28 protein-coding genes and 1 pseudogene are annotated in these 24937 nt (G+C 60.9%); 13 read left to right on the plus strand and 16 right to left on the minus strand.

Annotated elements, in window-relative coordinates:
- Positions 1 to 15: 15 nt before the first annotated feature.
- The 9 genes from ASQ50_RS12860 (at position 16) to slmA (ending at position 8555) form a co-directional block, all read left to right on the plus strand.
- Complete coding sequence (locus ASQ50_RS12860; RefSeq protein ID WP_058091643.1) at positions 16 to 2337, plus strand: LPS-assembly protein LptD; 2322 nt, start codon at positions 16 to 18, stop codon at positions 2335 to 2337.
- A gap of 69 nt (positions 2338 to 2406) precedes the next feature.
- Complete coding sequence (locus ASQ50_RS12865; RefSeq protein ID WP_058091460.1) at positions 2407 to 3750, plus strand: peptidylprolyl isomerase; 1344 nt, start codon at positions 2407 to 2409, stop codon at positions 3748 to 3750.
- Positions 3747 to 4757, plus strand: coding sequence for a 4-hydroxythreonine-4-phosphate dehydrogenase PdxA (gene pdxA / locus ASQ50_RS12870; RefSeq protein ID WP_058091459.1), 1011 nt, complete (start codon positions 3747 to 3749; stop codon positions 4755 to 4757). The genes ASQ50_RS12865 and pdxA overlap by 4 nt, the downstream gene beginning before the upstream one ends.
- Complete coding sequence (gene rsmA, locus ASQ50_RS12875) at positions 4754 to 5587, plus strand: 16S rRNA (adenine(1518)-N(6)/adenine(1519)-N(6))-dimethyltransferase RsmA (RefSeq protein WP_058091458.1); 834 nt, start codon at positions 4754 to 4756, stop codon at positions 5585 to 5587. Before pdxA ends, rsmA begins: the two co-directional genes overlap by 4 nt.
- Positions 5580 to 6383, plus strand: a complete 804-nt coding sequence (locus tag ASQ50_RS12880; protein WP_058091457.1) for a symmetrical bis(5'-nucleosyl)-tetraphosphatase — start codon at positions 5580 to 5582, stop codon at positions 6381 to 6383. The genes rsmA and ASQ50_RS12880 overlap by 8 nt, the downstream gene beginning before the upstream one ends.
- Before the next feature lie 31 nt (positions 6384 to 6414).
- Complete coding sequence (locus ASQ50_RS12885) at positions 6415 to 6768, plus strand: DUF423 domain-containing protein (RefSeq protein WP_058091642.1); 354 nt, start codon at positions 6415 to 6417, stop codon at positions 6766 to 6768.
- A 17-nt stretch (positions 6769 to 6785) separates the two neighbouring features.
- A complete protein-coding gene (gene thiS / locus ASQ50_RS12890) occupies positions 6786 to 6986 on the plus strand; it encodes a sulfur carrier protein ThiS (RefSeq protein WP_058091456.1) in 201 nt (66 codons plus the stop codon).
- A 51-nt stretch (positions 6987 to 7037) separates the two neighbouring features.
- Complete coding sequence (locus tag ASQ50_RS12895; RefSeq protein WP_058091455.1) at positions 7038 to 7847, plus strand: thiazole synthase; 810 nt, start codon at positions 7038 to 7040, stop codon at positions 7845 to 7847.
- Between the two features lie 120 nt (positions 7848 to 7967).
- A complete protein-coding gene (gene slmA / locus ASQ50_RS12900; protein ID WP_058091641.1) occupies positions 7968 to 8555 on the plus strand; it encodes a nucleoid occlusion factor SlmA in 588 nt (195 codons plus the stop codon).
- Positions 8556 to 8995: 440 nt separating this feature from the next.
- Here the strand turns inward: slmA and ASQ50_RS12905 are convergent, their stop codons facing one another.
- The 3 genes from ASQ50_RS12905 to ASQ50_RS12915 all read right to left on the minus strand — a co-directional run bounded on the left by ASQ50_RS12905 (position 8996) and on the right by ASQ50_RS12915 (position 12611).
- Positions 8996 to 9820, minus strand: a complete 825-nt coding sequence (locus ASQ50_RS12905) for an inositol monophosphatase family protein (RefSeq protein WP_058091454.1) — start codon at positions 9818 to 9820, stop codon at positions 8996 to 8998.
- A 48-nt stretch (positions 9821 to 9868) separates the two neighbouring features.
- Positions 9869 to 11164, minus strand: a complete 1296-nt coding sequence (locus tag ASQ50_RS12910; protein WP_058091453.1) for a pyridoxal phosphate-dependent aminotransferase — start codon at positions 11162 to 11164, stop codon at positions 9869 to 9871.
- A 130-nt stretch (positions 11165 to 11294) separates the two neighbouring features.
- Entirely contained in the window at positions 11295 to 12611 is a 1317-nt protein-coding gene (locus ASQ50_RS12915; protein ID WP_082888486.1) for a substrate-binding domain-containing protein, read from the minus strand.
- A 207-nt stretch (positions 12612 to 12818) separates the two neighbouring features.
- Here ASQ50_RS12915 and ASQ50_RS12920 point away from each other — a divergent pair, with 207 nt between their 5' ends.
- Positions 12819 to 13481: a response regulator transcription factor gene (locus tag ASQ50_RS12920; RefSeq protein ID WP_058091452.1), complete on the plus strand. Its 663-nt coding sequence runs from the start codon at positions 12819 to 12821 to the stop codon at positions 13479 to 13481.
- On the opposite strand, the gene ASQ50_RS12925 is transcribed toward ASQ50_RS12920, so the two are convergent.
- From ASQ50_RS12925 to ASQ50_RS12940, 4 genes and pseudogenes are all read right to left on the minus strand, one after another.
- Entirely contained in the window at positions 13450 to 13878 is a 429-nt protein-coding gene (locus ASQ50_RS12925) for a sensor histidine kinase (RefSeq protein WP_058091451.1), read from the minus strand. The genes ASQ50_RS12920 and ASQ50_RS12925 overlap by 32 nt on opposite strands.
- Positions 13878 to 14390, minus strand: coding sequence for a hypothetical protein (locus ASQ50_RS21215; protein ID WP_058091450.1), 513 nt, complete (start codon positions 14388 to 14390; stop codon positions 13878 to 13880). Before ASQ50_RS21215 ends, ASQ50_RS12925 begins: the two co-directional genes overlap by 1 nt.
- Before the next feature lie 7 nt (positions 14391 to 14397).
- A pseudogene (locus tag ASQ50_RS12935) lies at positions 14398 to 14961 on the minus strand (triacylglycerol lipase); the annotation flags it as partial.
- Positions 14962 to 14986: 25 nt separating this feature from the next.
- Positions 14987 to 15298, minus strand: a complete 312-nt coding sequence (locus ASQ50_RS12940) for a DUF3301 domain-containing protein (protein WP_058091449.1) — start codon at positions 15296 to 15298, stop codon at positions 14987 to 14989.
- A gap of 296 nt (positions 15299 to 15594) precedes the next feature.
- Here ASQ50_RS12940 and ASQ50_RS21455 point away from each other — a divergent pair, with 296 nt between their 5' ends.
- From ASQ50_RS21455 to ASQ50_RS12950, 3 genes are all read left to right on the plus strand, one after another.
- The gene (locus tag ASQ50_RS21455; protein ID WP_227513161.1) at positions 15595 to 16035 is read left to right on the plus strand and encodes a PAS domain-containing protein; all 441 of its coding nucleotides are present in this window, start codon (positions 15595 to 15597) and stop codon (positions 16033 to 16035) included.
- Position 16036: 1 nt separating this feature from the next.
- Positions 16037 to 17164 (plus strand): putative bifunctional diguanylate cyclase/phosphodiesterase, encoded by a 1128-nt coding sequence (locus ASQ50_RS12945; protein ID WP_264754052.1) that lies wholly within the window; start codon positions 16037 to 16039, stop codon positions 17162 to 17164.
- A 122-nt stretch (positions 17165 to 17286) separates the two neighbouring features.
- Positions 17287 to 17622 (plus strand): NnrS family protein, encoded by a 336-nt coding sequence (locus ASQ50_RS12950; protein ID WP_412535680.1) that lies wholly within the window; start codon positions 17287 to 17289, stop codon positions 17620 to 17622.
- Positions 17623 to 17626: 4 nt separating this feature from the next.
- Here ASQ50_RS12950 and ASQ50_RS21220 read toward each other — a convergent pair whose 3' ends face one another.
- The 9 genes from ASQ50_RS21220 to phnG form a co-directional block, all read right to left on the minus strand.
- On the minus strand, positions 17627 to 18073 hold the full coding sequence (locus ASQ50_RS21220; RefSeq protein ID WP_197492686.1) for a hypothetical protein: 447 nt from the start codon (positions 18071 to 18073) through the stop codon (positions 17627 to 17629).
- Positions 18015 to 18350 (minus strand): hypothetical protein, encoded by a 336-nt coding sequence (locus ASQ50_RS20825; RefSeq protein WP_264754053.1) that lies wholly within the window; start codon positions 18348 to 18350, stop codon positions 18015 to 18017. Before ASQ50_RS20825 ends, ASQ50_RS21220 begins: the two co-directional genes overlap by 59 nt.
- Positions 18351 to 18463: 113 nt before the next feature.
- Positions 18464 to 20590 (minus strand): TonB-dependent receptor, encoded by a 2127-nt coding sequence (locus ASQ50_RS12960; RefSeq protein ID WP_058091448.1) that lies wholly within the window; start codon positions 20588 to 20590, stop codon positions 18464 to 18466.
- Positions 20591 to 20707: 117 nt separating this feature from the next.
- The gene (locus tag ASQ50_RS12965; RefSeq protein WP_058091447.1) at positions 20708 to 21322 is read right to left on the minus strand and encodes an ATP-binding cassette domain-containing protein; all 615 of its coding nucleotides are present in this window, start codon (positions 21320 to 21322) and stop codon (positions 20708 to 20710) included.
- Entirely contained in the window at positions 21322 to 22086 is a 765-nt protein-coding gene (locus ASQ50_RS12970; protein WP_017679329.1) for an ATP-binding cassette domain-containing protein, read from the minus strand. The genes ASQ50_RS12965 and ASQ50_RS12970 overlap by 1 nt, the downstream gene beginning before the upstream one ends.
- Positions 22079 to 22891 carry an alpha-D-ribose 1-methylphosphonate 5-phosphate C-P-lyase PhnJ gene (locus tag ASQ50_RS12975; protein WP_047234949.1) on the minus strand — a complete coding sequence of 271 codons (813 nt, stop codon included), beginning with the start codon at positions 22889 to 22891 and terminating at the stop codon, positions 22079 to 22081. The genes ASQ50_RS12970 and ASQ50_RS12975 overlap by 8 nt, the downstream gene beginning before the upstream one ends.
- Positions 22888 to 24012 carry a carbon-phosphorus lyase complex subunit PhnI gene (locus ASQ50_RS12980; protein ID WP_227513162.1) on the minus strand — a complete coding sequence of 375 codons (1125 nt, stop codon included), beginning with the start codon at positions 24010 to 24012 and terminating at the stop codon, positions 22888 to 22890. Before ASQ50_RS12980 ends, ASQ50_RS12975 begins: the two co-directional genes overlap by 4 nt.
- The gene (locus ASQ50_RS12985; protein WP_227513163.1) at positions 23934 to 24488 is read right to left on the minus strand and encodes a phosphonate C-P lyase system protein PhnH; all 555 of its coding nucleotides are present in this window, start codon (positions 24486 to 24488) and stop codon (positions 23934 to 23936) included. The genes ASQ50_RS12980 and ASQ50_RS12985 overlap by 79 nt, the downstream gene beginning before the upstream one ends.
- An 8-nt stretch (positions 24489 to 24496) precedes the next feature.
- Positions 24497 to 24934, minus strand: coding sequence for a phosphonate C-P lyase system protein PhnG (phnG, locus tag ASQ50_RS12990; protein ID WP_017679333.1), 438 nt, complete (start codon positions 24932 to 24934; stop codon positions 24497 to 24499).
- Between the last annotated feature and the right edge of the window lie 3 nt (positions 24935 to 24937).

Below are 24937 nucleotides of genomic sequence, written 5' to 3' on the forward strand. Positions count from 1 at the left end.
AGGCTCCTGTTGGCAATGGCGCTTTTGCCTGTTTCCGGAGTAGCAAATGCCCAGGACCAGGCTCCCAGTGCGGCGGAAATCGACTGGCGTCCCCGCAGTGAGCTGCCGCCCGAGGTGAGGGATCGATTACCGGTATTTTGTGAAGGCGGATACCTGCCATCGTCGGCGGCTGGCGGCCAGATGCCGTTGCTGTCCGGCGCGGAGACCGGGGAAGCACCGCTGGAGGCCAGCGCTCTGAATGCTCGCTATCAGCTGGATTCCGAGCTGTTCCTGCAGGGCGATGTGCGCCTGCGCCAGGGTGAATTTCAGGCCACGGGCTCCGAAGCCCGCTATAACCAGCAAACGGGGCAGCTGGACCTCGTCGGCCCACTGGTCAGCCGTGGCGAAGGGTTTTTGCTCACCGGCGACAGCGCCCGTTACTCGGTGGAGTCCGGGCAGCTGGATATCAATACCGCCACCTTCCTGTTGCATGAGTCTGAGATGCGGGGCCGGGCTTCGTCCTTGTCCCGGGTCGGCGAGCATCAGGTGCTGATCACCGATGGCATGTTGACCACCTGTGGGCCCCATCAGAACGACTGGTCTATCGTGGCATCTGATATTGCCCTGGATCAGGAGGAAGGCTTTGGCACCGCCCGCCACGTTCGCCTGGAGGTGCTGGATACCCCGGTGTTCTACTGGCCCTACATCACCTTTCCCATTGATGACCGCCGCAAAACCGGTTTCCTGTACCCCCAGTTCGGTTCCTCCAGCGCCGGCAGCGGCGGCTATCTGGCCTTACCGTATTACCTGAACCTGGCGCCCCATTACGATGCCACGCTGACACCCCAGTACATTCATGGCCGTGGGCTGTTCACCGAAGTAGAAGGGCGTTACCTGAGCCGTTTTGGTGAATCGGTCCTGCAACTGGGTTATATCGACAACGATTCCGCCTTCAAGGCTGACAATCCAGGCGAGGGTGGCGATCGCTGGGCGCTGGATTTCACCACCCGAGCCCGGTTTGGCAGCGGCTGGACCGGTTACGGGGACTACTCGGTGGTCTCTGACCAGGACTACCTCAGCGACCTCAACCGCTCCCTGGAAATCGATCAGGCAACGCACCTGCAACGGCGCGGTGGTGTGCGTTATTCCGGCAATAGCCAGTATTTCGAGGCCTACCTGAACGGTTACCAGACCATCCGGGACCGGATTGCCGATGTCGACAAACCCTACGCCCAGTTGCCGGAGATTCTCTACGCCGGAACCGGCGAATTCGGGCTCGTTGAGGCCAATCTCGAGAGCCAGTACACCTGGTTCTATCGTGACAACGAGAATCTGACCGGCCTCGACCGGGCCAACGGCCAGCGGGTTCGAGCCATTCCGGAACTGGCCCTGCCTGTGCGCAGGCTCTGGGGTTTCACCCGACCGTCGGCCAGTCTGGATTACACCCGCTATGACCTGGAAGATTACACTCAGGGCAGCGGCAGCTTTGACCGAACGGTGCCGGTGTTTGAGTGGGATAACGGGCTGTATTTCGATCGCCGCTCCAGCCTGTTCGATGTGCCTTACAACCAGACTCTGGAGCCCCGGCTGTATTATGCCTGGGCCGATGCCGATGCTGACCAGAATCACATCCCGGACTTTGATGCCGGGCTCAAGAGCTTCCGCTTCGACCAGTTGTTTGAGCGGGATCGCTTCACCGGCGGTGACCGGGTGGGTGACGCCAACCAGTTGACCGTCGCCCTGACCAGCCGGTTCAATGACTTGGTGACCGGGGCGGAGCGTGCCAGGGTCAGCATCGGGCAGGTGCGCTATTTCGATGATCGGGAGGTGGACCTGTTCGGCCAGGGCGCCTCCGACAGAAGCCGCTCACCGCTGGCCGGTGAGCTGGTATTGAATCCGCTGGAGAATCTGGAGATTCGCAGTGCCGGCCTGTGGGACCCCGACACCCAGCAAACCGAAGAAGGCCGAAGCCAGCTAATCTTCCACTCACAGGATTATCGTTACCTGGCCACTCTGGGCCACACCTACAGCCGACCAGACGAGCTGGAACAGAGTGATGTTGGTGTTGTTTTCCCAGTGACCAACCGTGTTAGCGGAGTCGGTCGCTGGGTTTATGATTCCGGCCTGGACCGTACCGTTGGTACCCTGGCGGGTCTTGAATACAACAACTGCTGCTGGAGCGTTCAGGTAGTTCACCAGAACTACCTGACGGACGATGAACAGCTGGATAACCGTGTGCTGTTCCGCATTGAACTGAAAGGGCTCGGGGGTAGTGGTGGCGCCTCCGACAATATTTCTGATGCCATCTACGGCTATGACGAACGCGAGCGCCGCCGCTTTGGAACTCCGCGCCGTTAAAACGAACCAATGTCATCAGCCAGCCTGTTCTGAAGGCCTGGCTGGGAATGTACACATCAAGAGGTGATTATGAAGGCGACGTTACGCCACGGACTGACACTGCTGCTGACCATGGCCATGCTGGCTGTGTCGGTTTCTGCCCACGCCGAGCGACAAGTGCTGGACCGGGTGGTTGCCATTGTGGATGACGATGTCATCCTCCAGACCGAACTGGATGCGCGGGTAAATACCATTGTTGGCCGTCTCAGTGCCCAGGGCACCGGCCTGCCGCCCCGGCAACTGCTGGAAGAGCGAGTATTGGAACAGCTGATTTCCGAGTCTCTTCAGTTGCAGATGGCGGACCAGATGGGGATGCGCATCAGCGATAACGAGCTGAACGAGACCCTGGCCAATATTGCCCGTAGTAACGGCTTGAGCCTGGAGCAGTTTGAAGAGCAACTGGCGGAAGAGGGCGTTACCTACCAGCAGGCCCGGGAACAGATCCGTAATGAAATGTTGTCTGGCCGGGTGCAGCAGCGCCGGGTTGGCAACCGGGTCCGTATCACTGACCGGGAGGTTGAGAATTACCTGCAGGCCCAGGCCGGCCGGGGGCCGGATGCTGAGGAATACCGCCTGGCTTATATCTTTATCCAGGTAGATGACCCCGGTAACGAGGATTCCGTTGAGCAGGCTCGCGCAAAAGCGGAAAACCTGCGCCAGCAGATCATCGATGGTCGCGACTTCCGGGAAGTGGCGGTTGCCGAATCGGATGCTGGCAACGCTCTGGAAGGCGGCGATATGGGCTGGCGTACAGAGAGTCAGTTGCCATCACTGGTTGCGCCGGTGGTGCCGAACATGGAAGTAGGCGTGCCCTCAGAGGTGCTTGAGAACAACAGCGGTTTCCACCTGGTGACGGTGATGGACAAGCGCGGTGGCGAGCAGCAAACGGTGATCCAGCAGCACCGGGTGCGCCATATCCTGATTCGCCCCTCCCAAGCGGTAACCGAAACCCAGGCTGAAAACCGCATTCGCGATATCTACCAGCAATTGCAGGACGGCGCGAACTTTGCTGCCCTGGCCCGGGAGTTGTCGGATGACCCGGTGTCCGGCTCCGATGGCGGCAACCTGGGTTGGGTCAGCCCCGGCCAGATGGTTCCGGCTTTCGAGCAGGCCATGATGGAAGCCGATGTGGGCGAGATATACGGGCCGGTGCGTTCACAGTTTGGCTGGCACATTCTTCAGGTAGAAGAACGCCGGCAACAGGACGTGACCGCTGAAAACCGGGAGTCCCAGGCCCGGCAAGCTATCTACCAGCGCAAGTTTGAAACCGAACTTCAGAACTGGCTCAGGGAAATTCGCGATGAAGCCTTTGTCGAGTTCAAAGGGGACTACGCCGATCTGAACCCGGCCAGTGAGGAAAACAACGCGTCATGACGACACCGGTGATTCTGGCTTTGACTGCCGGCGAGCCAGCGGGCATTGGGCCGGAACTGTGCCTGCAACTGGCGCTTGAACCGCGCCAGGCCGGCATCGTGGTGGTGGCCTGCAAAACGCTGCTGGCAGACCGTGCCCGGCAGCTTGGCCTGGCCGTAGAGTTGCACGACTGGCACCCGGGCCAGACGCCGGACACCCGGGCTGGCCATGTGTCGGTGCGCCATGTGGAAGGCTGCGAGTCCATAGTCGCGGGCCGGTTACACGCCGGCAACAGTCAGTATGTGCTCGATACCCTGACCACCGCCGCCAGGGGCTGCCTGGATGGCAATTTCGACGGTATGGTGACCGCGCCGGTTCACAAGGGCGTAATCAACGAAGCCGGAATCGCGTTCAGCGGCCACACCGAGTTTCTGCAGGAACTCTGCGGTGTTGAACGGGTGGTGATGATGCTGGCTACTGAGGAATTGCGGGTGGCGCTAGTAACCACCCACTTACCCCTGAAGGACGTATCTGCGGCCATTACCCCCGAACGGTTGACCCAGGTAACGCGCATTCTTAACGCCGACCTGAAAACCTTTTTTGGCATCGACCAACCGCGCATTCTGGTAGCGGGCCTGAACCCCCATGCTGGTGAGGGTGGCCACCTGGGCCGGGAAGAGATCGAAGTGATCGAGCCGACCCTGGATAAGCTCCGGGCCGAAGGTATTAAACTGACCGGCCCGTTGCCGGCCGATACCCTGTTCACCCCCCACTGGCTGGATAACGCTGATGCCGTGCTGGCCATGTACCACGACCAGGGCCTGCCGGTACTGAAATTTCAGGGCTTTGGCCGGGCGGTCAACATCACCCTGGGCCTGCCCATTGTCCGTACCTCGGTAGACCACGGCACCGCCCTGGACCTGGCCGGCACCGGCAAGGCCGACGCCGGCAGCCTGCACACCGCCATTCGCGTCGGCGAACACATGGCCCGCTGCCGCCGGGCGGCTATTGCCGGAGAGTCATCATGAGTAACCATCCGGGCCACATGGCCCGTAAACGTTTCGGCCAGAACTTTCTTCATGATCCGGGCGTGATCGAGAAGATTGTCCGGTCGATCAATCCGAAACCGGATGATGCCATTGTCGAGATTGGTCCTGGTCTCGGTGCGATTACCGAAGAGATCCTGGCGGTTAATCCGCGCCTGCAGGTGGTGGAGCTGGACCGGGACCTGATTCCGGTGCTGCGCACCAAGTTCTTCAATTACCCGGAGTTCCGGATTCACGAAGCCGATGCCCTGAGTTTCGATTTCAGCCAGCTGGTGGTCGATGGTCGCCCACTGCGAATTGTCGGCAACCTGCCCTATAACATCTCAACACCGCTGATTTTCCATCTGCTGGCGCAGTCCGGGGTGGTCCAGGACATGCACTTCATGCTGCAGAAAGAAGTGGTGCAGCGGCTGGCGGCCACGCCGGGTGACAATAACTATGGCCGACTGGGTATCATGGCCCAGTACTTCTGCAAGGTGCAGCCGCTGTTTGAAGTGGGCCCGGGCGCTTTCCGGCCGGCTCCGAAAGTGGATTCTGCCATCGTTCGCCTGGTGCCCCACAAGGAATTGCCGCACCCGGCCAAGAACCTCAAGACCCTTCAGGCCGTGGTGCGCACCGCTTTCAACGCGCGCCGGAAGACCCTGCGCAAGGCACTGGCGGCTCTGGTGACGGTGGAACAGTTGCAGTCTGTGGGCATCAACGACGGCCTGCGGCCGGAAAACCTGAGTCTGGCCGACTACGTCAAGATTGCCGACCTGCTGGCGGACGCAGGCCCGCTTAATGTCGAGGTGGATGAGGTAAGTAATGACTGATTACGCCATTGGCGATATTCAGGGCTGCTATGACCGGTTACGGGATGTTCTGGCGAAAGTGGATTTCTCGCCCTCCCGGGACCGGCTCTGGGTGGCGGGCGATCTGATTAACCGCGGGCCCGCCTCACTGGAAACCCTGCGCTACATTGAAAGCCTGGGCGACGCTGCCGTGGTGGTGTTGGGTAACCATGATTTGCACTTGCTGGCGGTTGCCCTGGGTGGCCACAGCCCGAAGCGCAAAGACACCCTGCACGGTATCCTCGATGCACCGGACCATGACCGCCTGATCCACTGGCTGCGCCAACGATATCTGTGCGTGCACGACGAAAAACGTAACCTGGTTATGGCCCATGCCGGGCTGCCTCATATCTGGAGCGTGGACCAGGCAGTGGCCTGTGCCCGGGAAGTAGAAGCAGTGATCCGGGGCGGGCAGGCGCAGGAATATTTCAGCCAAATGTATGGCAATCAGCCGGAGCGCTGGTGTGATACCCTCACTGGTATGGAGCGTTGGCGAGTGATCACCAACTACTTCACCCGGATGCGCTTTATCGCCGAAGACGGCAGCCTGGAGCTGGCCACCAAAGAGTCGGCGGATAATGCACCGCCGGGCTTCGCGCCCTGGTTTACCTACCCCCGGAAAGACGATGTAAAGGTGATCTTCGGCCACTGGGCTGCGCTGCAAGGCAACACCGGCAGTGACCGGTTTATCGGCCTGGATACCGGCTGTGTCTGGGGTGGCGCCCTGACCCTGATGAATCTGGATTCCGGGGAGCTGATTCACTGTGACTGCGCTTAAACCCTCAGAAGCGGTGATTCGCTGGGCTCTGATGATGGGGGCTTTGGCCGGCCTGTTGGCGGTGATGGCGGGTGCCTTCGGTGCCCACGGTTTACGCCACGTGGTGAGCGAGCGGGGCCTGGAAGTGTTCCAGACGGCTGTCAGTTACCAGATGTACCACGCCCTGGTGCTGGTGGTAGCGAGCCTGATGCCGGCCCTGGGCTTGTCCCAGCGCTTACTTGGCGTCGCTTGCGGCTTCTGGCTCGCAGGCATTGTGCTGTTCAGCGGCAGCCTGTATCTGCTGGTGTTGTCCGGCCATCACTGGCTCGGGCCGGTTACGCCGATTGGTGGTGTCTGCTTCATGATTGGTTGGGCCCTGCTGGTTGCGGCGGCCCTGAAAAAGTAACGGAGGTGATCCGAACCATGCAGGTTCAGGTAAATGGTGAGCACATGGAACTCCCCGGTGGAGCAACCATTGCGACCTTGATTGAGCATCTCACGCTGGCCGGGAAACGGGTCGCGGTTGAGGTCAACGAAGATATTGTGCCCCGCAGTCAGCACCCGAGTTTCACCCTGAGCGATGGCGACCGGGTGGAAGTGGTGCACGCCATCGGCGGCGGTTAAGTTTGCGTTCAGCTGAACGCGCCCCCTCTTTTCAATGAACTCAGGTAGGTTATGACAGATACCCCGGAAATCCAGCTCCCCGAAGACAAACCCCTGGAAATCGCAGGCAAGGTTTACCAGTCCCGCTTGCTGGTGGGCACTGGCAAGTATCACGACCTGATGGAAACCGGCCACGCCATTGAGGCCAGTGGCGCCGAGATCGTGACCGTGGCGGTGCGCCGTACCAATCTCGGCCAGAACCCGGACGAGCCGAACCTGCTGGATGTCATTTCCCCGAGCACCTACACCATTCTGCCCAACACAGCCGGCTGTTACACCGCCAAAGACGCGGTACGCACCTGCAAGCTGGCCCGGGAGCTGCTGGATGGCCACGACCTGGTGAAACTGGAAGTGCTGGGTGAACACAAAACCCTGTACCCCAACATGCCGGAAACCCTGACCGCCGCCGAAGAGCTGATCAAAGACGGTTTCAAGGTGATGGTGTACTGCTCCGACGATCCGCTGCTGGCCATGCGTCTGGAAGAAATGGGTTGCGTGGCGATCATGCCTCTGGGCGCCCCCATCGGCTCAGGCCTGGGTATCCAGAACCGCTACAACATCCGGCTGATCGTCGAGAACGCCAAGGTACCGGTACTGGTAGACGCTGGCGTTGGTACCGCCTCGGATGCCACCATCGCCATGGAGCTGGGCTGCGACGGCGTACTGATGAACACCGCCATCGCCCAGGCCAAAGACCCGATCAAAATGGCCAACGCCATGCGCCTGGCCATCGAAGCCGGCCGCGAGGCCTACCTTGCTGGACGTATGCCGAAGAAGCTGTACGCCAGTGCGTCGTCACCGATTGACGGCACTTTTTTCTAAAAAAATCATAAAACATTAGCCACGGACGGCACGGACCTGCACGGACAAAAAGCGTAGCCGGAGTGTCCGTGCAGGTCCGTGTTGTCCGTGGCCAAAAAAACAGAGCGCTGTAGTACTGATATGACCACTCAGAAACCCAGCCGGCGGGAGACCATCCTGCAGGCCCTTGTTGAATTGCTGCAAAATGACCCGGGGTCCCGGATCACCACCGCCGGCCTGGCTAAAACCGTGGGCGTTACCGAAGCGGCCTTGTACCGGCACTTTCCCAGCAAGCGGAAAATGTTCGAAGCCCTGATCGAATTTGCCGAGGAGGCGGTGTTCTCCCGTTGCCAGCTGGTGCTTCAGGAGCAGGAAGATGTGCGGGTTCGCCTTCAGCAGCTGGTGCATCTGGTGTTGGTGTTCGCTGAGCGTAATCCGGGTTTGTGTTGCATGCTGACGGGCGATGCCCTGATGGGCGAGGATGAGTCCCTGCGCAAGCGCGCATCCCAGTTCTTCGAGCGTTTGGAAACCCAGTTTCGCCAGACCCTGAAGGAGGGCGAAATCCGTCAGGGCCTGCGGCCTCGAACCAGCGCGGCTCGCGGTGCAGATTTTGTGATGGTGTTCCTCGAAGGCCGCATCCAGCGGTTCGTTCGTTCCTCTTTCTCCCGCTTGCCCTCTGCTGATTTCGACGAGGCTTGGAGCTTGGTTTCCGAGGCTGTTTGGGGTTGAGGCTTGGTGTTCGTCTACCCCTAGCCTGTCGAATTTGGGAGTGTTGTGTGCGGGGTTTGCCTTCGCAGAAACGCTACAAGCACGTCCGTGTGCGCTTCGCTCCGGCCATCCCTGGCCTTCGAGATTCTGCGAAGGCAAACCCCGCACACAACGCTCGGATTTCAGTGATATACCCAATTCACTGACACCGAACTGGATTTATCGCTGGTTTACAGAGAAAAGTGGCGCTGTTAATGCGATTCCCGTGAAGTTCGAAAGGCACTGGCTGGAGGCCCTTTCCCGAAATCTCGGAGGCCAGGGATGGCCGGAGCGAAGCGCAAATGGATGTGCTCGTAGCGTTTTCGGGAAAGGGCCTCCAGCCAGTGCCTAACCACGCAGATTGCACAGGCTAGGCGTTCCCAAACTCCAAATCCAGACTGCCAGAAACAAGCACCTCAGTCTCAGTCATAACCCGAGGCAGAACGGAGTATGGACCGCACGGGCTCCCATACCGCCGGTGCAGAGATCAGGATGTCGCGCCCCCAGAGGTCGGCCGGGTAGCCATCGGGCACGTCGCCGAAGTGGCCCACCGTGGCGCCGGCTTCCCAGGCGATCAGGCGGGCGGCGGCGAAGTCCCAGGGGCTGACGTTCTCGTAGTAGATATCCAGACGGCCGCAGGCCACCCAGCAGATGTCCAGGGCCGCCGAACCAATGCGGCGCAGGTCCCGGCATTGGTGAATCATCGCATCCAGCCGCCTTACCAGCGGTTCCAGGTTGTCCTTGGTGTAGGGGAAGCCGGTGGCAAACAGGCTTTGCCGGGGTTCCGTAGCGCCGCTGTGGCGAATGGCCTGGCCGTTCAAGGTGGCGCCTTCGCCTTTGGTGGCCCGGAAGGTTTCATTCGGGAACGGCGCGTGTACCACACCTACCTGCACCTGCCCGCGCTCCGCATAGGCAATCGACACCGCCACCTGCGGGTGACCGTAGGCGTAGTTTACCGTGCCGTCGATGGGGTCGATGATCCACAGCGGCGTGTCCAGTTCTTCTGCCTGGGACAGGTCCGGCATGGTTTCTTCAGACAAAATGCGGTGATCGGGGAAGCGTTCGCGGATGGCGCTGGTGATGAACTCGTCGGCCATCACATCGGCGTGGGTAACCAGTTCCGTCTGCTGCTTGTAGTCGGTGCGCAGGGTGTTTTCCTGGCGCTCGTGGCGGATCAGCTCGCCGGCCTCTCTGGCCAGGGCTTCGGCAAAATCGGTGATTTCGCGCAGAGAAACAGAATCAGACATGGCACCCCCGGTTCGAAAACGTGAGGGTGCCAGTCTAACACGGCAGGCTTACAGGCTGTTCAGCCACTTCTCCATCTTGTCCATGGCCAGCACAATGCGTGGGCAGGCCTGTTTGACGAAGTCTTCGCCCAGTTCCTGGTCGGCATAGTCTCCGCCGGCCAGTTCCAGTGCCTTGGTGCCGTCGAAGTCCACGAACGCCAGGCGCGCGCCCAAGTGGTCCGGCACAAAGCCGAAATCACTGGAGGGCAGGATGGCGACGCCGGTGTCTGCCAGCAAAGCCGTGCAGAAGGCCTGGGCGGTTTTGATGTCCCTGCGGGCCAGCTTTTCACTGAAGGCGGAGAAGTCCGGGAACAGGTAGAAGGCACCTTCGGGCTTGCGAACCACCGCACCTATGGCGCTCAGGCGGGTGTAGGTGTACTCGCCTACTGCCTTCAGTACCCGGCGGGATTGCTTCAGGTATTCGTCGATATCCTCGCCGCCATCAAACGCGGTGATTGCCGCATGCTGGATAGGCGCGCTTGTGGAGGTGAAGGTCTCGCTTGCGATGATCGCCATGGCGTCCTGCAGCGGGCGCAGCTCCGGCGGGAAGATAAAGGTGCCCAGACGCCAGCCACCGGCGCCCAGCCATTTGCTCATGCCGGTGCTGATGATGGTGCCCTCCGGGTAATAACGGGCGATGGATTTATGCTTGCCCTCAAAGTGCACTTCACCGTAGATCTCATCCGATAACAGTATCAGGTTGTACTTGCGCGCCACGTTGGCGATGGCCAGCAACTGGTCATCGGTGTAGGTGCAACCGGTGGGGTTGGACGGGTAGTTCAGGATCAGGATACGCGGGCGCGACGGGTCATCCCGGCAGATGATGTCCAGCTCTTCTGCGGTCAGCTGCCAGTTGTTCTCCGCATGGGTGGGCAGCCAGTGTACCGAGCGGCCGATGATTCGGGCCTGGGGCGCATAGGATACCCAGCTCGGGCGCGGAATCAGCAGGTCACCGTAGTAGGCCAGCTGCAGAATAAACAGCAGCTCTTTCGAGCCCGGGCCGATCAGCACGTCTTCCCAGGTGCAACGCATACGCTCGGCCCGGTTAATGTAACCGGCAATGGCCTCGCGCAGGCCCTTGAGGCCTTTCACCGGCAGGTAATCTTTCTCGTGGGCGTGCGCTTTGAGGGCATCAACCACGCGCCCGGGCACCGGGAATGGCGACTGGCCCAAGCCAAGTTTGATGATGTCCTTGCCCTCGGACCGAAGCTGGTTACTCAGCTCGTTGATACGCAGGGTGGAAGAGGGCTGAATGCCCCGAACGTTCAGGTTGATGGCGAAGCGGTGATCGTTTTTGATGTCCATTGTCCCGGTCTGTTGGTTGGAGGTGACAACGGCAGTATAGGAAACCCAAACATATCTGTGATACCGGTGCGGATAGGGGATTGCCGAAGGCTTGGGCGAAACTTTCGTCAAATCCCCTGTCTATCCGGTGTTAACGGTCTTTGATCCAGACTTCCACTCGGCCGTTACGTTGATTGCCGGTGCCGCCCACCGGCATATAGTGCCCATAACCAGTGTAGGCGACCCGGGGCAGGCCTGCCTCGTTTAACGCCTTGCGTACAGAGAGCGCCCGCAGTTCGGAGATCATCTGGGCCCTCAGTTCATGGCTCTGGGTGTCGGCGAAACCGATCAGCAACAGGTCTTCCGCTGAGCCTCCTTGCGCTTCGAGATAATGCTTCACTCGCATCAGGTCCCGTTGTGCCTTGTTGTCCAGTTTGGTGCGGCCCTCGGCAAACCGGAAGTTTACGGTCAGCCGTTGGTAGTTCTCGGTCAGGCGACGGAAGGTGAGTGGCACGGAGGCATCGAAGTCCGGTTTCACCGCAATCGGGTTCTGGGAAATAAACCCGGACTCGGCCACCAGGGCCTGGCCGTTGGTGCCCAGGGTAAACTCGATCAACTGGGTGGCCAATTCCGGCGTGCGATCACCCATGGTGTACATGAACAGCCGCCTGGACAACGGGTAGTCCTCGCTGGCGACGGTCAGCTGGTTCGGTTTCAGGGCCGGTGCGTTGCCGTCGGAAACTGCCAACAGCTTGCTGTTGCGTACCGAGGCCAGGCCTGAGAAACCGATTCCACCCGGGTCTCGGGACACATCATCAGAGAGCTGATCATTGGATTCGTAACGCATTGCCGAAGAATCCAGAGGGTATTTCTTGCCCAGCACCAGGGATTTGAAGGTGTCCCAGGTACCGGAGCGGTCGTCCCGCGCGTACAGGGTGATAGCCCGGTTACTGCCTCCGAGCTCTGACCAGTTGCGAATCTCACCGGCAAAGATCTGGCCGATGGTGTCGATGCTGAGCTGATTGATCGGATTGGATGGGTGCACCAGGATGGCGAGGCCATCAATGGCAATCACATGCTCGCTTTCCAGCGCGGTGAGATCGGCTTGCGCACGCACCTGGTCGGCCTCGGATGGCTTCACCGGTCGGGATGATGCCCAGATGCCGGCCCGGCCGCTGGCGAGGGTTCGAAAGCCGGTGCTCGAGCCATGCGCCGCCACCAGAACACTGAGATTCCGGCCGCCGGCGTTGGCACTGAGGATTTGTTCATTTTCCTCACCAGTGGGCCGGCTGCTGGGGTTGCCGTCGCCAAGCTGCTGTAGATACCCGGAGACCAACATGGGGGCCAGCGTGGCGCCAACGGTGTTCGACCCATGTATTTCAAGCTCATGGGCGGATGCTGGAGACAGCACGACCGCCGTGAGCACGAACAGGCAGAGAGTTAAAAACTTCCTTGGTGGTTTCGCCATTAGTTGAAAAACCTATTTATAACAGATGGTTGAGTAATGGGAAGCATGCTTCAGAATTATGACATTTGTGTTTCAGTCGGCTGCAGTGAGCAGATAAGAACAGGCACCTATGTAATAAAGTGTTAAGCAGGCCGCTGAGTGATTGGTCTGGCTGGCTTATAGTGGCGTATCCCCGGAAACAAAAATAAACAGTGCGGGAGACTGTGAATGATTGCGACAACGCTTGGTCGGGGTGCCGAATCCGCCCCGGCATCGGCAGTATCACTCTTCGGGAGGGTGCTGTTGGTGGACGACCATGCGCTGTTTGCTCAAGGACTGGCGGGTCTGATTCAGCAGGAGATGCTGGCAGCGCAGGTGAAAATTGTCTCGTCGGTTGAACAAGCTGCCGATGCCTTGAGGCACGATGACAACATTGATCTGGTGCTGCTGGATGTCGCCCTCAACGGTGAGGTGGGGCTATCTCTGTTCGCCCGGCTGTCTGGTCAGAGTGCCAAACCGCCCATTGTCATCATTTCCAGCAGCGATGACGAAGGGACGGTGCGAGCCGCCAGGGCCGCCGGTGCCAAAGGTTTTCTTGCCAAATCCGCAAGCAGGGCATCACTGGTGCGAATGATGCGAGCAGTGGGACAGGGGCAGAGCTACTTCCCCGGGGGGCTGACGGCGTTCGCTACTGACGACCTTCCCCTGACGCCACGGCAGCGGGAGGTGTTGTCCCTGCTGGCTCAGGGGTTCCCCAACAAACGCATCTGCCAAAGCCTGGACCTGACCGAACACACCGTGAAAGCCCACCTGAAGGCGATCTTCACCCAGCTTGGTGTTCACAACCGGACAGAGTGCGTTAACAAGGCCCGGGCGCTTGGCTGGTTGTAGTGGCCGGTAGCTCAATCCAGAACACGCTACCCTGGTTGGGCCGGGAGTTGACACCGCACCGGCCATCCATCAGGCCGGTGAATTCCCGGACGATGGTCAGCCCCAAACCAAGCCCCGGGCAGGGCGCCGGGCTGTTGCCACGGACGTAGGGCTGGAACAACTGCTCCCCCAGCTCTGGCGCCACCCCTTTGCCGTTGTCGGCTACCCGCAGCGTTACCCAGTGGTCCTGGCATTGGCTGCTGACGGTAATGGCATTGCCACCGCTATGGTCGGCCGCATTGATCACCAGGTTCTGCAGTATGCGCAGCAACAGGCCCGGGTCAGCCAGAACGGGGTATCCGGCAGGCTGTGATTCGATGGTCAGAGTGATATTGCGTTGGCCGAGCGTCTCGTTCATCAGGTCGTGTAGTTCCTGAACCATGGCCTCGAGGCTGAGTATTGGTCCAGTAACGCGAGGGCTTGTTGTGCCGCGCTCTCGGGCAGGTGTTGGCGAGCCATCTGCTGAATCTGGCCAATGGCGGTCTCCGGTGACACCTCGCCGACGGTGCTCAGGAAATAATCGAAGAAATCCCTGACCTCCAGATTCACCACCAGCTGACCGTTGTCGTCGGCCTGTAGAACGCCTTCTATATCCGTGCCCTGCAATGACGGCGCAAACGGGTTTGGTCCGAGCGACTCCGGTGTTCGGGTTCCAGTAACCGATGGGGTGGGGGCGTCAACGGGTGCCGCGTCGTGGCTGGCTGAACCAGACTGCTGAGCGGTCTTTTCAGTTGCCTGCTGAGGTGTTGTGCTGGCGGTGACCATGTTTGCTTGCGGCGTCAGTGCCCACCAAAGGCCACTGCCGGCCACAACGGCCAGCAGTGCCCCGGGAAGCACCCATCGACGCAATGCGATGGGTTGTTTCGTCATACTGTTCTCACAATCCGCGGTTCTTCAAACGGTTGGCGTGGCTGCGGTACAGGCTGACCGGGTTGGTCCAGAGTGAGCGTGCACCCAGCAGGTGGTTGATGGCATCGACATGGTTCATGTCGTAGTGGGTGCCGATGACGTTGCCCATCATGGTGGAGCAAACGCCCACCAGGCCATCGCTCGGCTCACTGCCGAAAGCCAGAGAGGTGACTCCCAGGAACGGATCGGTAATGTCGAACACGTTGGTCCAGATGCCGCGCCCGGTCCAGGAGAAGAACTTCACCCGGTTACCGTTGATCCAGACGTCTTCAGCGGTGCCGGCGCAGGCGTTTCGGTTAACCCCTTTCCAGCCCAGGGCGTTGTTCAGGCTGGTGGTGCCCGGGGTGGTCAGGGTTTCCAGCGCGGCGACGCCATCCTGCGGGTTGTTGGAACCGGACAGAGCGTTGATCAGTCCGCCGAGAGCATTGGCGATGGCGTCCACCCCACCTTCCACGTAACTGCCGGGTGGCAGTACGCCCCGGATTACATCGGCGACTTTCGAGCCCTTGTTAACACCATTGATGGAGGTGACGTGGAAGGATGTACGTGTGCTGGGGTCAGAAACGGTGGGGTTCCAGTTCCATGTGCTCAATCTGTCGGCCGAGCATGATGATGCGCCCGGTATAGCGTTCTTCGCCAGTGGTGGTGAAATCAAACAGGAAGCGGCGCCATACCCGGAGTTTTCCGTTGCGGTCGCGTTTGAACCAGAGCCCGCGAAGGTAAACGGCATCATCCAGTAACAGCACGTCCATGGTTTTACAGTAACGGTGTGCGGCCTGTAGCACGAAGTCTTTGATGTCCTTGGCTTTCCACCAATACCAGATGGCAAAACCGGCGACAAACAGCCAGAAAAGATTTCCGAGGGTCAAGGTGCTGGCGATCCTGAGCTTTTGTGGGTTGGGCTGGTTTCACCAGCCGACAGATCGCCAGACTACCCTATTGCGCCGCCTCGGGAAATTACTGTTCGTCGGTAACCGGTTCGTTTCTGCGCATGGGTCGCTCCTGGATCTTTTTATCGAACTCGCTGGAACACAATCGACCTGTCGCCGTGTGCGGGGTATCCCAACATTGCAAATCGCCAAATACGAGTCACATTTTTCTACTCCTTTGGTCAAAGGCTGGTTTCTTTTGCAGGATATGGATAGGTTTACGACAGTTTGTCCCTATGCTGGAAACAAACGTGTTTGGTTTCGGCGGGCCCGGTATGGATGGGGGGCAGACAATGCAGGTGTTGAAAGAACAAGACTTCAAGGCCCTGGTGGACAACCACCCGAGGGCCATCATGCTGTCAACAGCCGATGCCCGGATTGCCTACGTCAACCTTATGTTCCAGGCGGTGACCGGCTATCTGCCAGAAGAAGTCGTGGGGCAGAAGCCATCGGTGCTGAGCTCCGGGCTGCATTCGCACGAGTTCTATCAGACCATTTGGCGCAGCCTGAACCAGACCGGATGCTGGGAGGGACTGATCTGGAACCGGCGCAAAAATGGCGAGAACTATCCGCAGTGGCTCAATATCTACCCGGTAGACTACCGGACAACGCAAGGCAGGCAACGGCTGTTTCGCCGTAGTCTACATCGATCTGGATTTCTTCAAAGCAGTCAATGATCTGCATGGCCATGACTGTGGCGATCGAGTGCTTCAGCAGGCGGCGGCCTGTGTGAAGAGTGTGCTTCGAGATGGGGATGTCGTTGCTCGGCTATCCGGGGACGAATTTGCAGCCATTGTCGAGCTGGAGGATGAGTCTGAGTTACCCGTGGTTTGCCAGCGCATGAGCGGGATATTCCAGGCGCCAATGCTGGTGGAGCACCGGGAGCATTTCCTGTCGGCCTCTGTGGGGGCTGCGGTGTTTCCAAAGCATGGGGAAACGGCTTCGGCCCTGCTGCAAAATGCTGACCGTGCAATGCACGCGGCCAAGCTCTCAGGCCGCGCCTGTTATCGAATCTACAGCGCCGTGGACGGTGAGGAGGGGCAGTTCCATCAGCGCTTGTCTGAAGCATTGATTGCTTCGCTCAAAGTGGCTCCGGAGGAGTTTTCCGTGGTGTACCAGCCCCAGTACGACCTGGCAAGTGGCTCCATGGTAGGGCTGGAGGCCCTGTTGCGTTGGCACCACCCTGAACTCGGGGCAGTATCGCCGGCGGATTTTGTCCCGGTGGCAGAGCAGCGTGGCCACATACATGAGCTTACTGAGCAACTCGTACGGCACATCATGGCGGACCTTCAGCGATGTGAAGTCGGTTGGGGCAGTGGGTGTCGGCTAGCGATTAATATTTCCGCCCGGCAGATTTCGGACGGGCGGCTGGAGCCGATGCTGGAGCCGCTGTTCTCAAGCCTGGAGGCCCGGGGGTGGTGCCCGGAAATCGAGATTACCGAAACCAACCTGATGAATCTGTCGCGCCGCTGCCTCGCCAAGCTCCAGTCGTTTGTGGACCGGGGCATCATGGTTGCCATCGATGACTTTGGTACCGGCTATTCATCATTGGCCTACTTGCATGCCTTGCCGGTCAAGGTTCTGAAGATCGACCGTCAATTTGTCCATCGTCTCGGGCCGGATGGTCGCGACTCGCGCATCGTGTCAGCCATTCTGGCCATAGCCGAGGCGCTGGACCTGGAGGTCGTTGCCGAAGGTATTGAAACGGAAGAGCAGCGCCGCAGGCTGCGGGAACTGAACTGCCATCGTGGTCAAGGCTTTCTGTTGGCAAGGCCGACGCCACTGGCCGACCTGTCATTGGCCTGACTGTCTCTGCAATTTTGACAACTATCAATAAAAACATAACTTTTGTTCAGCTTTTGCGCATTTTGCAAGATTTGGCTAGGGGGCTGCACTGCAGCTACGCCTGTATCCCGCTAGGGCTTATCATGTGGGTCTTGGCACTCATGGGGCTGATGCGCACCGAGCTTGCCGTGCACGCCCTGACCATTGGTGGCATGGGCACCATGATGCTGGCAATGATGGCCAGGGTTTCGCTAGGTCATACTGGCCGCCCCATACGCACTTTGCCCGGTATTGGTGTGGCGCTGGGCTTAATGCTAATAGCCGCCTTGGTGCGTTCACCCGTACTAGCATTTTTCCCTCAAATTACCCACTGGACCTACACGCTGAGCATCATTTTCTGGTGCATGGCCTACACCATATTTCTAATGCACTACACATGGCCACTGATGCAGGCGCGCGTCGACGGGCAGGATGGCTGACGTATTAACGATCGACGAGGGTGACCCGCGCACCGCCAAAGGCAAGGCTGCGTGGGTTTGCCACAGGGCGGTTGTTGGTGAGGTGCGTGATGCCTACCCCGCAACGGCCCACCATCCAGATCAGGCAGGCAGTGAAATAGAGGTAACCCAATGCCCAGGGGGCCATTGCCGGTAACCCAATCCACCCCAGTAAGTGCCAAATAGCCGTGAACGCTACCCCGCTAAGTAAGCCGCTGCCCATCGCCATGCCGCCCCACTCGTGCCAGCGGCGGCGGGCGGTCTTCTCGTCGTCGGCAAACCATAGCGTCTTGAGCAGGTACACCGTGGCCAGTGGCGCATTGGCCGCCAGCAACGCTTCCAGCTTCACCACCTGCTCGGGCTCGAGGTTGCCCTCATTGACCACATGGAAACGATCGTAGACCACCTCGGCGCTGGGGCGCTGAGCCTTCACCTCCAGATCGACTCGAAGAACGGACGAATCGCCTCGCGGGAGCGCCCTTCTCCGATCCAGATCGCCTGTTGGGTGTCGGCGCAGGCAACCACGGTGGCGTAGCGCTGCCCCTTGTGCGGGCGAACTCGTCCATCATCAGGTGTCGCAACCGTGTCGGATCCGGGGCTGGCAGATCGCGCTGCAGACGCCGCTTGTCGATGGTCTTGACGGTATGCCAGTGCAGGCCGACCAGGTCCGCAACATGGCGAATCGGCAGCAACGTCACCAGGCGTTCCACCCACTGGCGCAAGGTGGTGGTGACCGGAGAACGCCCCGGTAACCAGTCGATGCGCTCTCGTGTGGGGCCACAGGCCGGACAGGCGCGCTATGCGGTCTATGTGGTCGATGGCCTCAGTAGTCCATCTGTAGCTTGACCAGCGCGGTGCGACCCGGCTCGACCAGCGGGTTGCCGATCAGGTCGTTGGAGTAGGCCAGGTCTTCAGCCCCGGTCGGGTTGCGTCCGACCCGATCAAACAGGTTTTCCACGCCTACGCTGATCTTCCATTGCTTCCACTGCGCACCGAACAAGCGGCCCAGATGGCTGCCAGCATACAGGTCGACCATGGCATAGCTGGCGGTTTCGCGCTCCTGACTGTCGTCGATACGGGTTCTGCCCCGATAGCCGCGCACCTTGCCCTCGGTGTACCAGTGGTCGGCCTGGTAGCGCAGGGTCAGTTGACCGCTGAGCGGCGCGATGCCAGCCAGCGGCTTGTCTTCGCTGTTATTGGTGCCGCGGGTGGCCGCCAGCGAATAGCGCATGCTCCAGGGACCGGTCAGTTGGGTCTCGCCATCCAGTTCGATTCCCTCGATGGTTGCCTTGCTGATGTTCTGCTGTTGCCTTATGTCGCTGCTGACCGGGACGAGGGCGATCAGGTCGTCGTAGCGGCTCTGGTAAGCGGTCAGGCTGGCATGGCTCTGTTTGCCATACCAACGCACACCTAACTCGGCTGTGAGATTGGTTTCAGGCTCCAGATTCGGCGCGGGAATGGTGGTGATGGTGGAGGAGACACTGGTTCGCGCCATCTGCTGGCCCGAGGGCGAACGGAAGCCGCGACTCAGATTGCCCACCAGATCCCAGTCGGGCGTCAGTCGGTAAATCCCGCCGAAGCTGCCAGTAAGCGCGCTGTGGCGATTGTTGGTGTTGCCCTGGTAGGCCTGGGTGACGACTTCACTTTCGCCAGCGATGGCGCTGCCGATCTTGACCTCAACCACGTCGCCACGCAGGGCTCCGGTCAGCGACCAGCGCTCGTTGAGGTACCAGTCGCCGTTGATGAACAGGCCGAAATTGGTCTGTTCGGTATCCCGCTCCAAGGTATTCCAGCCTCTCTCGGCCAGCGGTGTGCCGTCCTTGTTGTAGCGCCGCCGTCTGTTCTCGCGCCCATCGGCCACCTCGTTGAAGAAATCGCCGCCAAAGCTCAGCTGATGGTTCCCGACCTGCCGGGTGGCGGTCAGGTGGCCACCGAATACTGTCGGAGAATGATTCTTCTGGTGAGTCGCCACATCGAACTCGGAATTTCTCCGGTTGACCTGATAGCTGTCGGTGGTGATGTGTCGGACGTAGAGGCTGGCATCGAGCGAGTCGGCCCAGTCGCTGAAGGCCTGGCTGTTGTAGTTCAGGCGCAGGTAGCGTTCGACCAGAGGATCTTCGCGGACTTCCAACAGGTCAGGCCCTGGAGCGGCCCCCTGGCCGCCGGCACGACCGGAAGTGACGTTTTGATAGCGTCCGGACAGTTCCCAGCGCGCCGTATCGCTGGTGCGATAGCCGATATTGAAGTCCAGCCCCCGGCTGTCGTAGTCGCTGTTGTCCACCTTGCCGAGGGGGCTGTCGTAGTCGTTGGCGGTACGCTGGTTGACGCCGACCAGCACGTCGAAGCCATTGCCGCCGCCGACCAGCTCGCCGCGCAGGCCGTACATGTCGCCATTGCTCGACCACTCGGCCGCCCGTAGCCTGGGCGCCAGCGAGAAGTCCTGGCCTTTTTCGACATTGGCGCGGCGGGTGATGATGTTGACCACACCGCTCATCGCATCGGAGCCATACAGTGCCGACGCCGGGCCGCGAATGATCTCGATCCGCTCGATGGCGTTAGGGTCGAGCAGGTTGAATTCGAGGGTTCTGCGACCACGGTGGCGGTCGCCGTCGATGGCCAGAACCGTGCGGCCGCTTCTGCTGTTCTGGCCGCGCATGACCAACTGCCCGCCCAGACCGCCGCTGCGCGCGTACTCGATGCCGGGCACTTCATCGAACAGGCGCTGGATACCGCCGGCATTCAGATACTCGCGGACCTGCTGCGGGCCGATGACCGTGATGGTGCGTGGAGAGTCCTCGATACTGACTGCCGAGCGACTGGCAGTAACGGCCACCGCCGGCAGTTCAACAGCCTGATTCTGTGCCGCGATGGCAATAACCGGGGCGGCCAGCAGCAACAGGCCACTGAACGAGGGAGCCAGTAACAGACGGGCGTATGGTGTGGTGGGCACTTGAAATCCTCCTTTATGCTATTGATGCAAAAAATAATTCTTATGAGACGTATTTCTTTTTGATTGAACAGTGCTGCAACGAGGTCTGGCTGATTACAGAATCATGTGTATGGCCGCCTAGTCAGGCAGACCGATTTTCTGATCGGCCCAGCAGCTCGGCGCATGGCTGGTGTAGATCACCAGCCGCTGGCTACCTCTGGCCTGCTTGAGCAATTCCACAACGCGCTCGTAGCGCTCCCGATCCAGCCCGGTGCAGGGCTCGTCCAGCAGCAGAATCGGTGTCGGCGAGCAAAAGGCGCGCAGCAGTGCGAAGCGCTGCAGCTCGCCGCCAGACAGGTCGGATGAGCAGCGCTGCAGCAGACCGGACGCCAGATCGAGTTGCTCAAGCCCCGCCTGTAGTTGCCTAGCAGAGCAAGCGCAAAGCCAGTCGCGCATCCTGATGCGCGGCAGCACGGTGGGACGCTGCTCCACATAGGTCATCAGGCGTGGGCGGACAAACGCCAGCCGGGCGGCTGGCATGCCGGCCAGATCCAGCGTGGTGCCGTCTATCTCTACTCTCAGTTGGCCGCCGCCCATGCTGCGGCTGCCCCAGATACGCGAGAGCAACGTGGATTTACCCGCCCCGGATGCCCCCCAGATATGGACGATCTGGCCGGAACCGGCTACCAGGTGGGTGGCCGGGCCTTTGAGCATGTCGCTGTAAACACTAAGTTGCACGGTGGGCCGGTTCATCACAGCACCGCCTTGACCAGTGCTTGGGCAGTGGGGTGATCCGGCTCGGTCAACAGTCGGTCGATAACCGCCTCGCTGACGATCCGGCCCTGATCCATGACCAGCGCCCGGTCGGCAATCAGCCGGGCCAGGCGCAGGTCGTGGGTCACGAACAGCATCGAGGTGGCGCGCTCATGCTTGAGCTGCATCAGTATGTCGATGAGCGCGGCCTGGGCCACCGAGTCCAGCCCCGAGGTGGGCTCATCGAGAAACAGCACAGACGGGCCATGCACCATGGCGGCAGCAATCTGGATGCGCTGGCGCATGCCGCCGGAAAACTGGATGACTGGCTCATGTGCGCGCCCGGGCGCCAATCCCAGGCGCTCGATCCAGCTCCTGGCCTGTGTCAGCGCATCGCCGGCATGGTTCAGGCCTAGGTCGAATAGGCGCCGCGCGATATTGGCGGCGGCGCTCAGGTGCAGATCCAGGGCCTGGTGGGCATCCTGCGCGACATACCCGGTCGCGCGGCGGCGCAATTGCAGGACGGTATGGTGCTCACTGGCTCGTACATCCTGCCCCTGCAGTTGGAAAAGCGCGCAGGTGCTGGGTGCTTGTCGGCCCGACAGAACGTTGAGCAAGCTGGATTTGCCCGCCCCCGAAGGGCCGACAATGGCCAGCACCTCGCCGGGGTACAGGCACAGATCACAGTGCTTCAACACGCGCCGGTTACCCAGGTTCAGGCAGGCATCGCGCAGCTCCAGCACCGGTGGTGGCAGTTCAAACACGGGAGCGGCTCCGGCAGGCTTCTGAGTCCGAGCACACCCAGTGGGGGGCTGCGCCGGTCCCGATGTTGTCGAGGTAGTGCTCGGTGCTGCCACAGATCAGGCAGTTGCCGGGCACCTTCGGTGGTATGCAGTCCACGTCTTCGAATGCCAGGCTTTGCACCGGGCAGTAGGCGGGCAGGGCGTAAACTCGGCGTTCGCGGGCCGCGCCGAAAATCTGCGGAGCGGGCATCAGGTGCAGGCGGGCGTTGTCCATGGCCGGTACCGGCGAGGGCGACATGAGCGCGCCGCCTGCGACGACCACCGGATGGTCATAGCCCAAGCTGGCCTCGCCATGGCGCGACCACATCTCGAACAGCGCGGTGCGTACCAGCCCGTAGTCGTGGTGAGCGTGGCGCAGGCGCGCCTCGCGAGCGCTGTCGATAAAGCCGCGCAGTGGGTCGGGGCGCGGCACCTGATAAATCAACACCTGGCCTTCGCACAGCGGCATTTCGGGCACCCGCTGGCGTGTTTGGATCAGGCTGGCGGTCGCCGTTTCTCGGGTGGTTTCAATACCGGCGGTCCTGGCGAAGAAGTCGCGGATGTTAAGGGCATTGACGGTCTCGTCCGAGCCGTGGTCGGCCACCTTCAGGCGGTCGCCCGGATGCAGCAGCGCAGCGGTGATGGCCATGCCGCCGACACCCCAGCCATAGGCTATCGGCAGCTCCGGTGCGCTGAAGGGAATTTGCCGGCCCGGCAGGCACAGTGCCTTGAGGATCTTGCGACGGATTTCGCGCTTGGAGGGCTGGTCGAGATAGGCGTAGTTCATGAGTCGCTCTGGTTCGGTTCGCGGTTCGCGCTTGCCGCTTGCTGGGCGCGTATCCTTCGCAGCCGGGCGATATCGGCATCGAAGTCCGAGTAGTGCGGCAGCTTGAGATGGCTGACATAGCCCGCCGCCGCCACACCATCGCAGTGCATCAGCACATCGGCATGGGCCTGTCCGGCCTTGATGTGCTGGTCCACCACCGCCATCGCTACCGCCTTGCGCTCATTGGCGCCGAAGGCAATGCCAAAGCCGCTTTGCAAGTGTGGCGTGTCGCCAAGATTGGGTTGCAGGCTGGTGCAGATCGTCAGCGGCAAATCACCGATGGACACGCTCAGGCCGATGTCCTCCAGCTCCACCACCACCTCCACGCTGCCCATGGCCAGCTCGGCCACATAAGGATGGGCTGCCCCAGCCTTGCGCAGGCGCTCGTAGGCCAGCCCGGTCAGATAGCCTTCCTCGCCGCGCGCCAGGTGAGCCAGCCGCTCGCTGGGCGTGGCCTTGGCTGACAATGGGGTGCGGGTGATGTCCACAGGGTCTTGTGCGGCCTCCTGGGCAATCAGCTCGGCATGATCGTTCAGCGGAGACTCAAACGCTTGATCCGCGCCAACGACTGACGGCTCAAGCTCCGGACGAGGCTGTGTGGTTTCCAGCCTGAAATCCAGCAGCCGGTGGGTGTAGTCGTAAGTGGCCCCTAGGATCTGCCCGCCGGCCAGCTCTTTCTGGGTAGCCGAGATATACCGTTGATAGCGCAGTTGCGTCAGGTCGATCGGCGCGGCCAGACCGAAATCGGGCAGACGGGCGCGGTGCGCGCGCAACAGGAAAATCGCTTCGGCCAGATCACCCTGGGCCTGCTTGAAGGCAATGGCGGCCAGGCGCGGGTCGTAGAGCCCTCCTTCGCTCATGACCCGGTCGAGTGCCAGGCCCATCTGCGCGATGATCTGGGCAATCTCGATATCGGCCAGCGATTCGTCGCCGCGCCGCGCCCGCTCCACGGCCAGGCGGGACGCCGCAACGGCCTGCTCGCCACCCTTGATCGGGACGTACATCAACGTAGCTCCAATGTCAGATGGCGGGGCAGGGCCACAACCTGACGCCCCGCGCATAATAGAAGGTCCACCCCGCACGGGTACTCGCCATGCCAGGCCTGGTGGTGTTCGATGACACCGCGCTTGAGACCGCTGACAAACAGCAGTGTAGGCTCTTTCAGGCCCGCGCCCCGGGCACCGATGCACAGCTCGCCGGGGGTGTGCAAGGCGGTTTCGGACAATGCCTCAACGCCGATCACCACTGTGGCACCCTCCTCGGGTACCTCGCGACTGCCGGTCGGAATGCTGTCAAGATCGGCCAGTGCTGGACCGGCGAACACCCACTCGGGCTGTGATGAAAGCATGGCTCCGGTGGCCAGGATTCGTTCGCACCAGGCATGGCTGCCAACACTCAAGGCAACCCGGGTCGCGGTGTCCAGCAGGCAGTCGATGCAGGCCTGCATGGCGCCTACCTCCAGTTGCTGCAGGCGAGCGGGGTAAGCAAAGGCCATCAGTAACGTGCGATAAGCTCTGGCCTGCTGGTGCTGGAACGATAAGGATGCAGATGCCTGCAAGGGGATTCTCATGAGGCACCGGAGGTCTTGGTGGTGTAAAAGTGCACGCGGGTCGCCGCTACCAGGCGCTCGCGTTCAGCCTGTTGTTCGGCGAGGCGTAGGCTTATCGGCTCCAGGCAGGCGGCGCGCTCGGTGGGCGCCATACCCTGGAACAGTGCGTCGAGGCATGCCGAGAGCTGGGCCTTGCGCAGGTCGGAGCCAAGCTGCACCGCGTAACCGCGGTGCAGCCCGATCTCGACCACGCAGCGGCTGCAGGTGGCTTCGCCAAACTGGAAGCCCACCGGCGAGCCGCTGGCCTGGGTGGTCAGGCGCAGCATGCCGGTCTCAGGTCCGGCCAGCATCCGGGGCTGCAGGTGCTGCTCCAGTTGCAGCCAGAGCTGCTCCAGCCAGGCGCAGTCAGCTCGGGACAGAAGCCCCAGCCACTGCGTGCGCTCCTGCTGCGCCATTCC

This window comes from Marinobacter sp. LQ44, from assembly GCF_001447155.2.
Lineage (GTDB): Bacteria > Pseudomonadota > Gammaproteobacteria > Pseudomonadales > Oleiphilaceae > Marinobacter.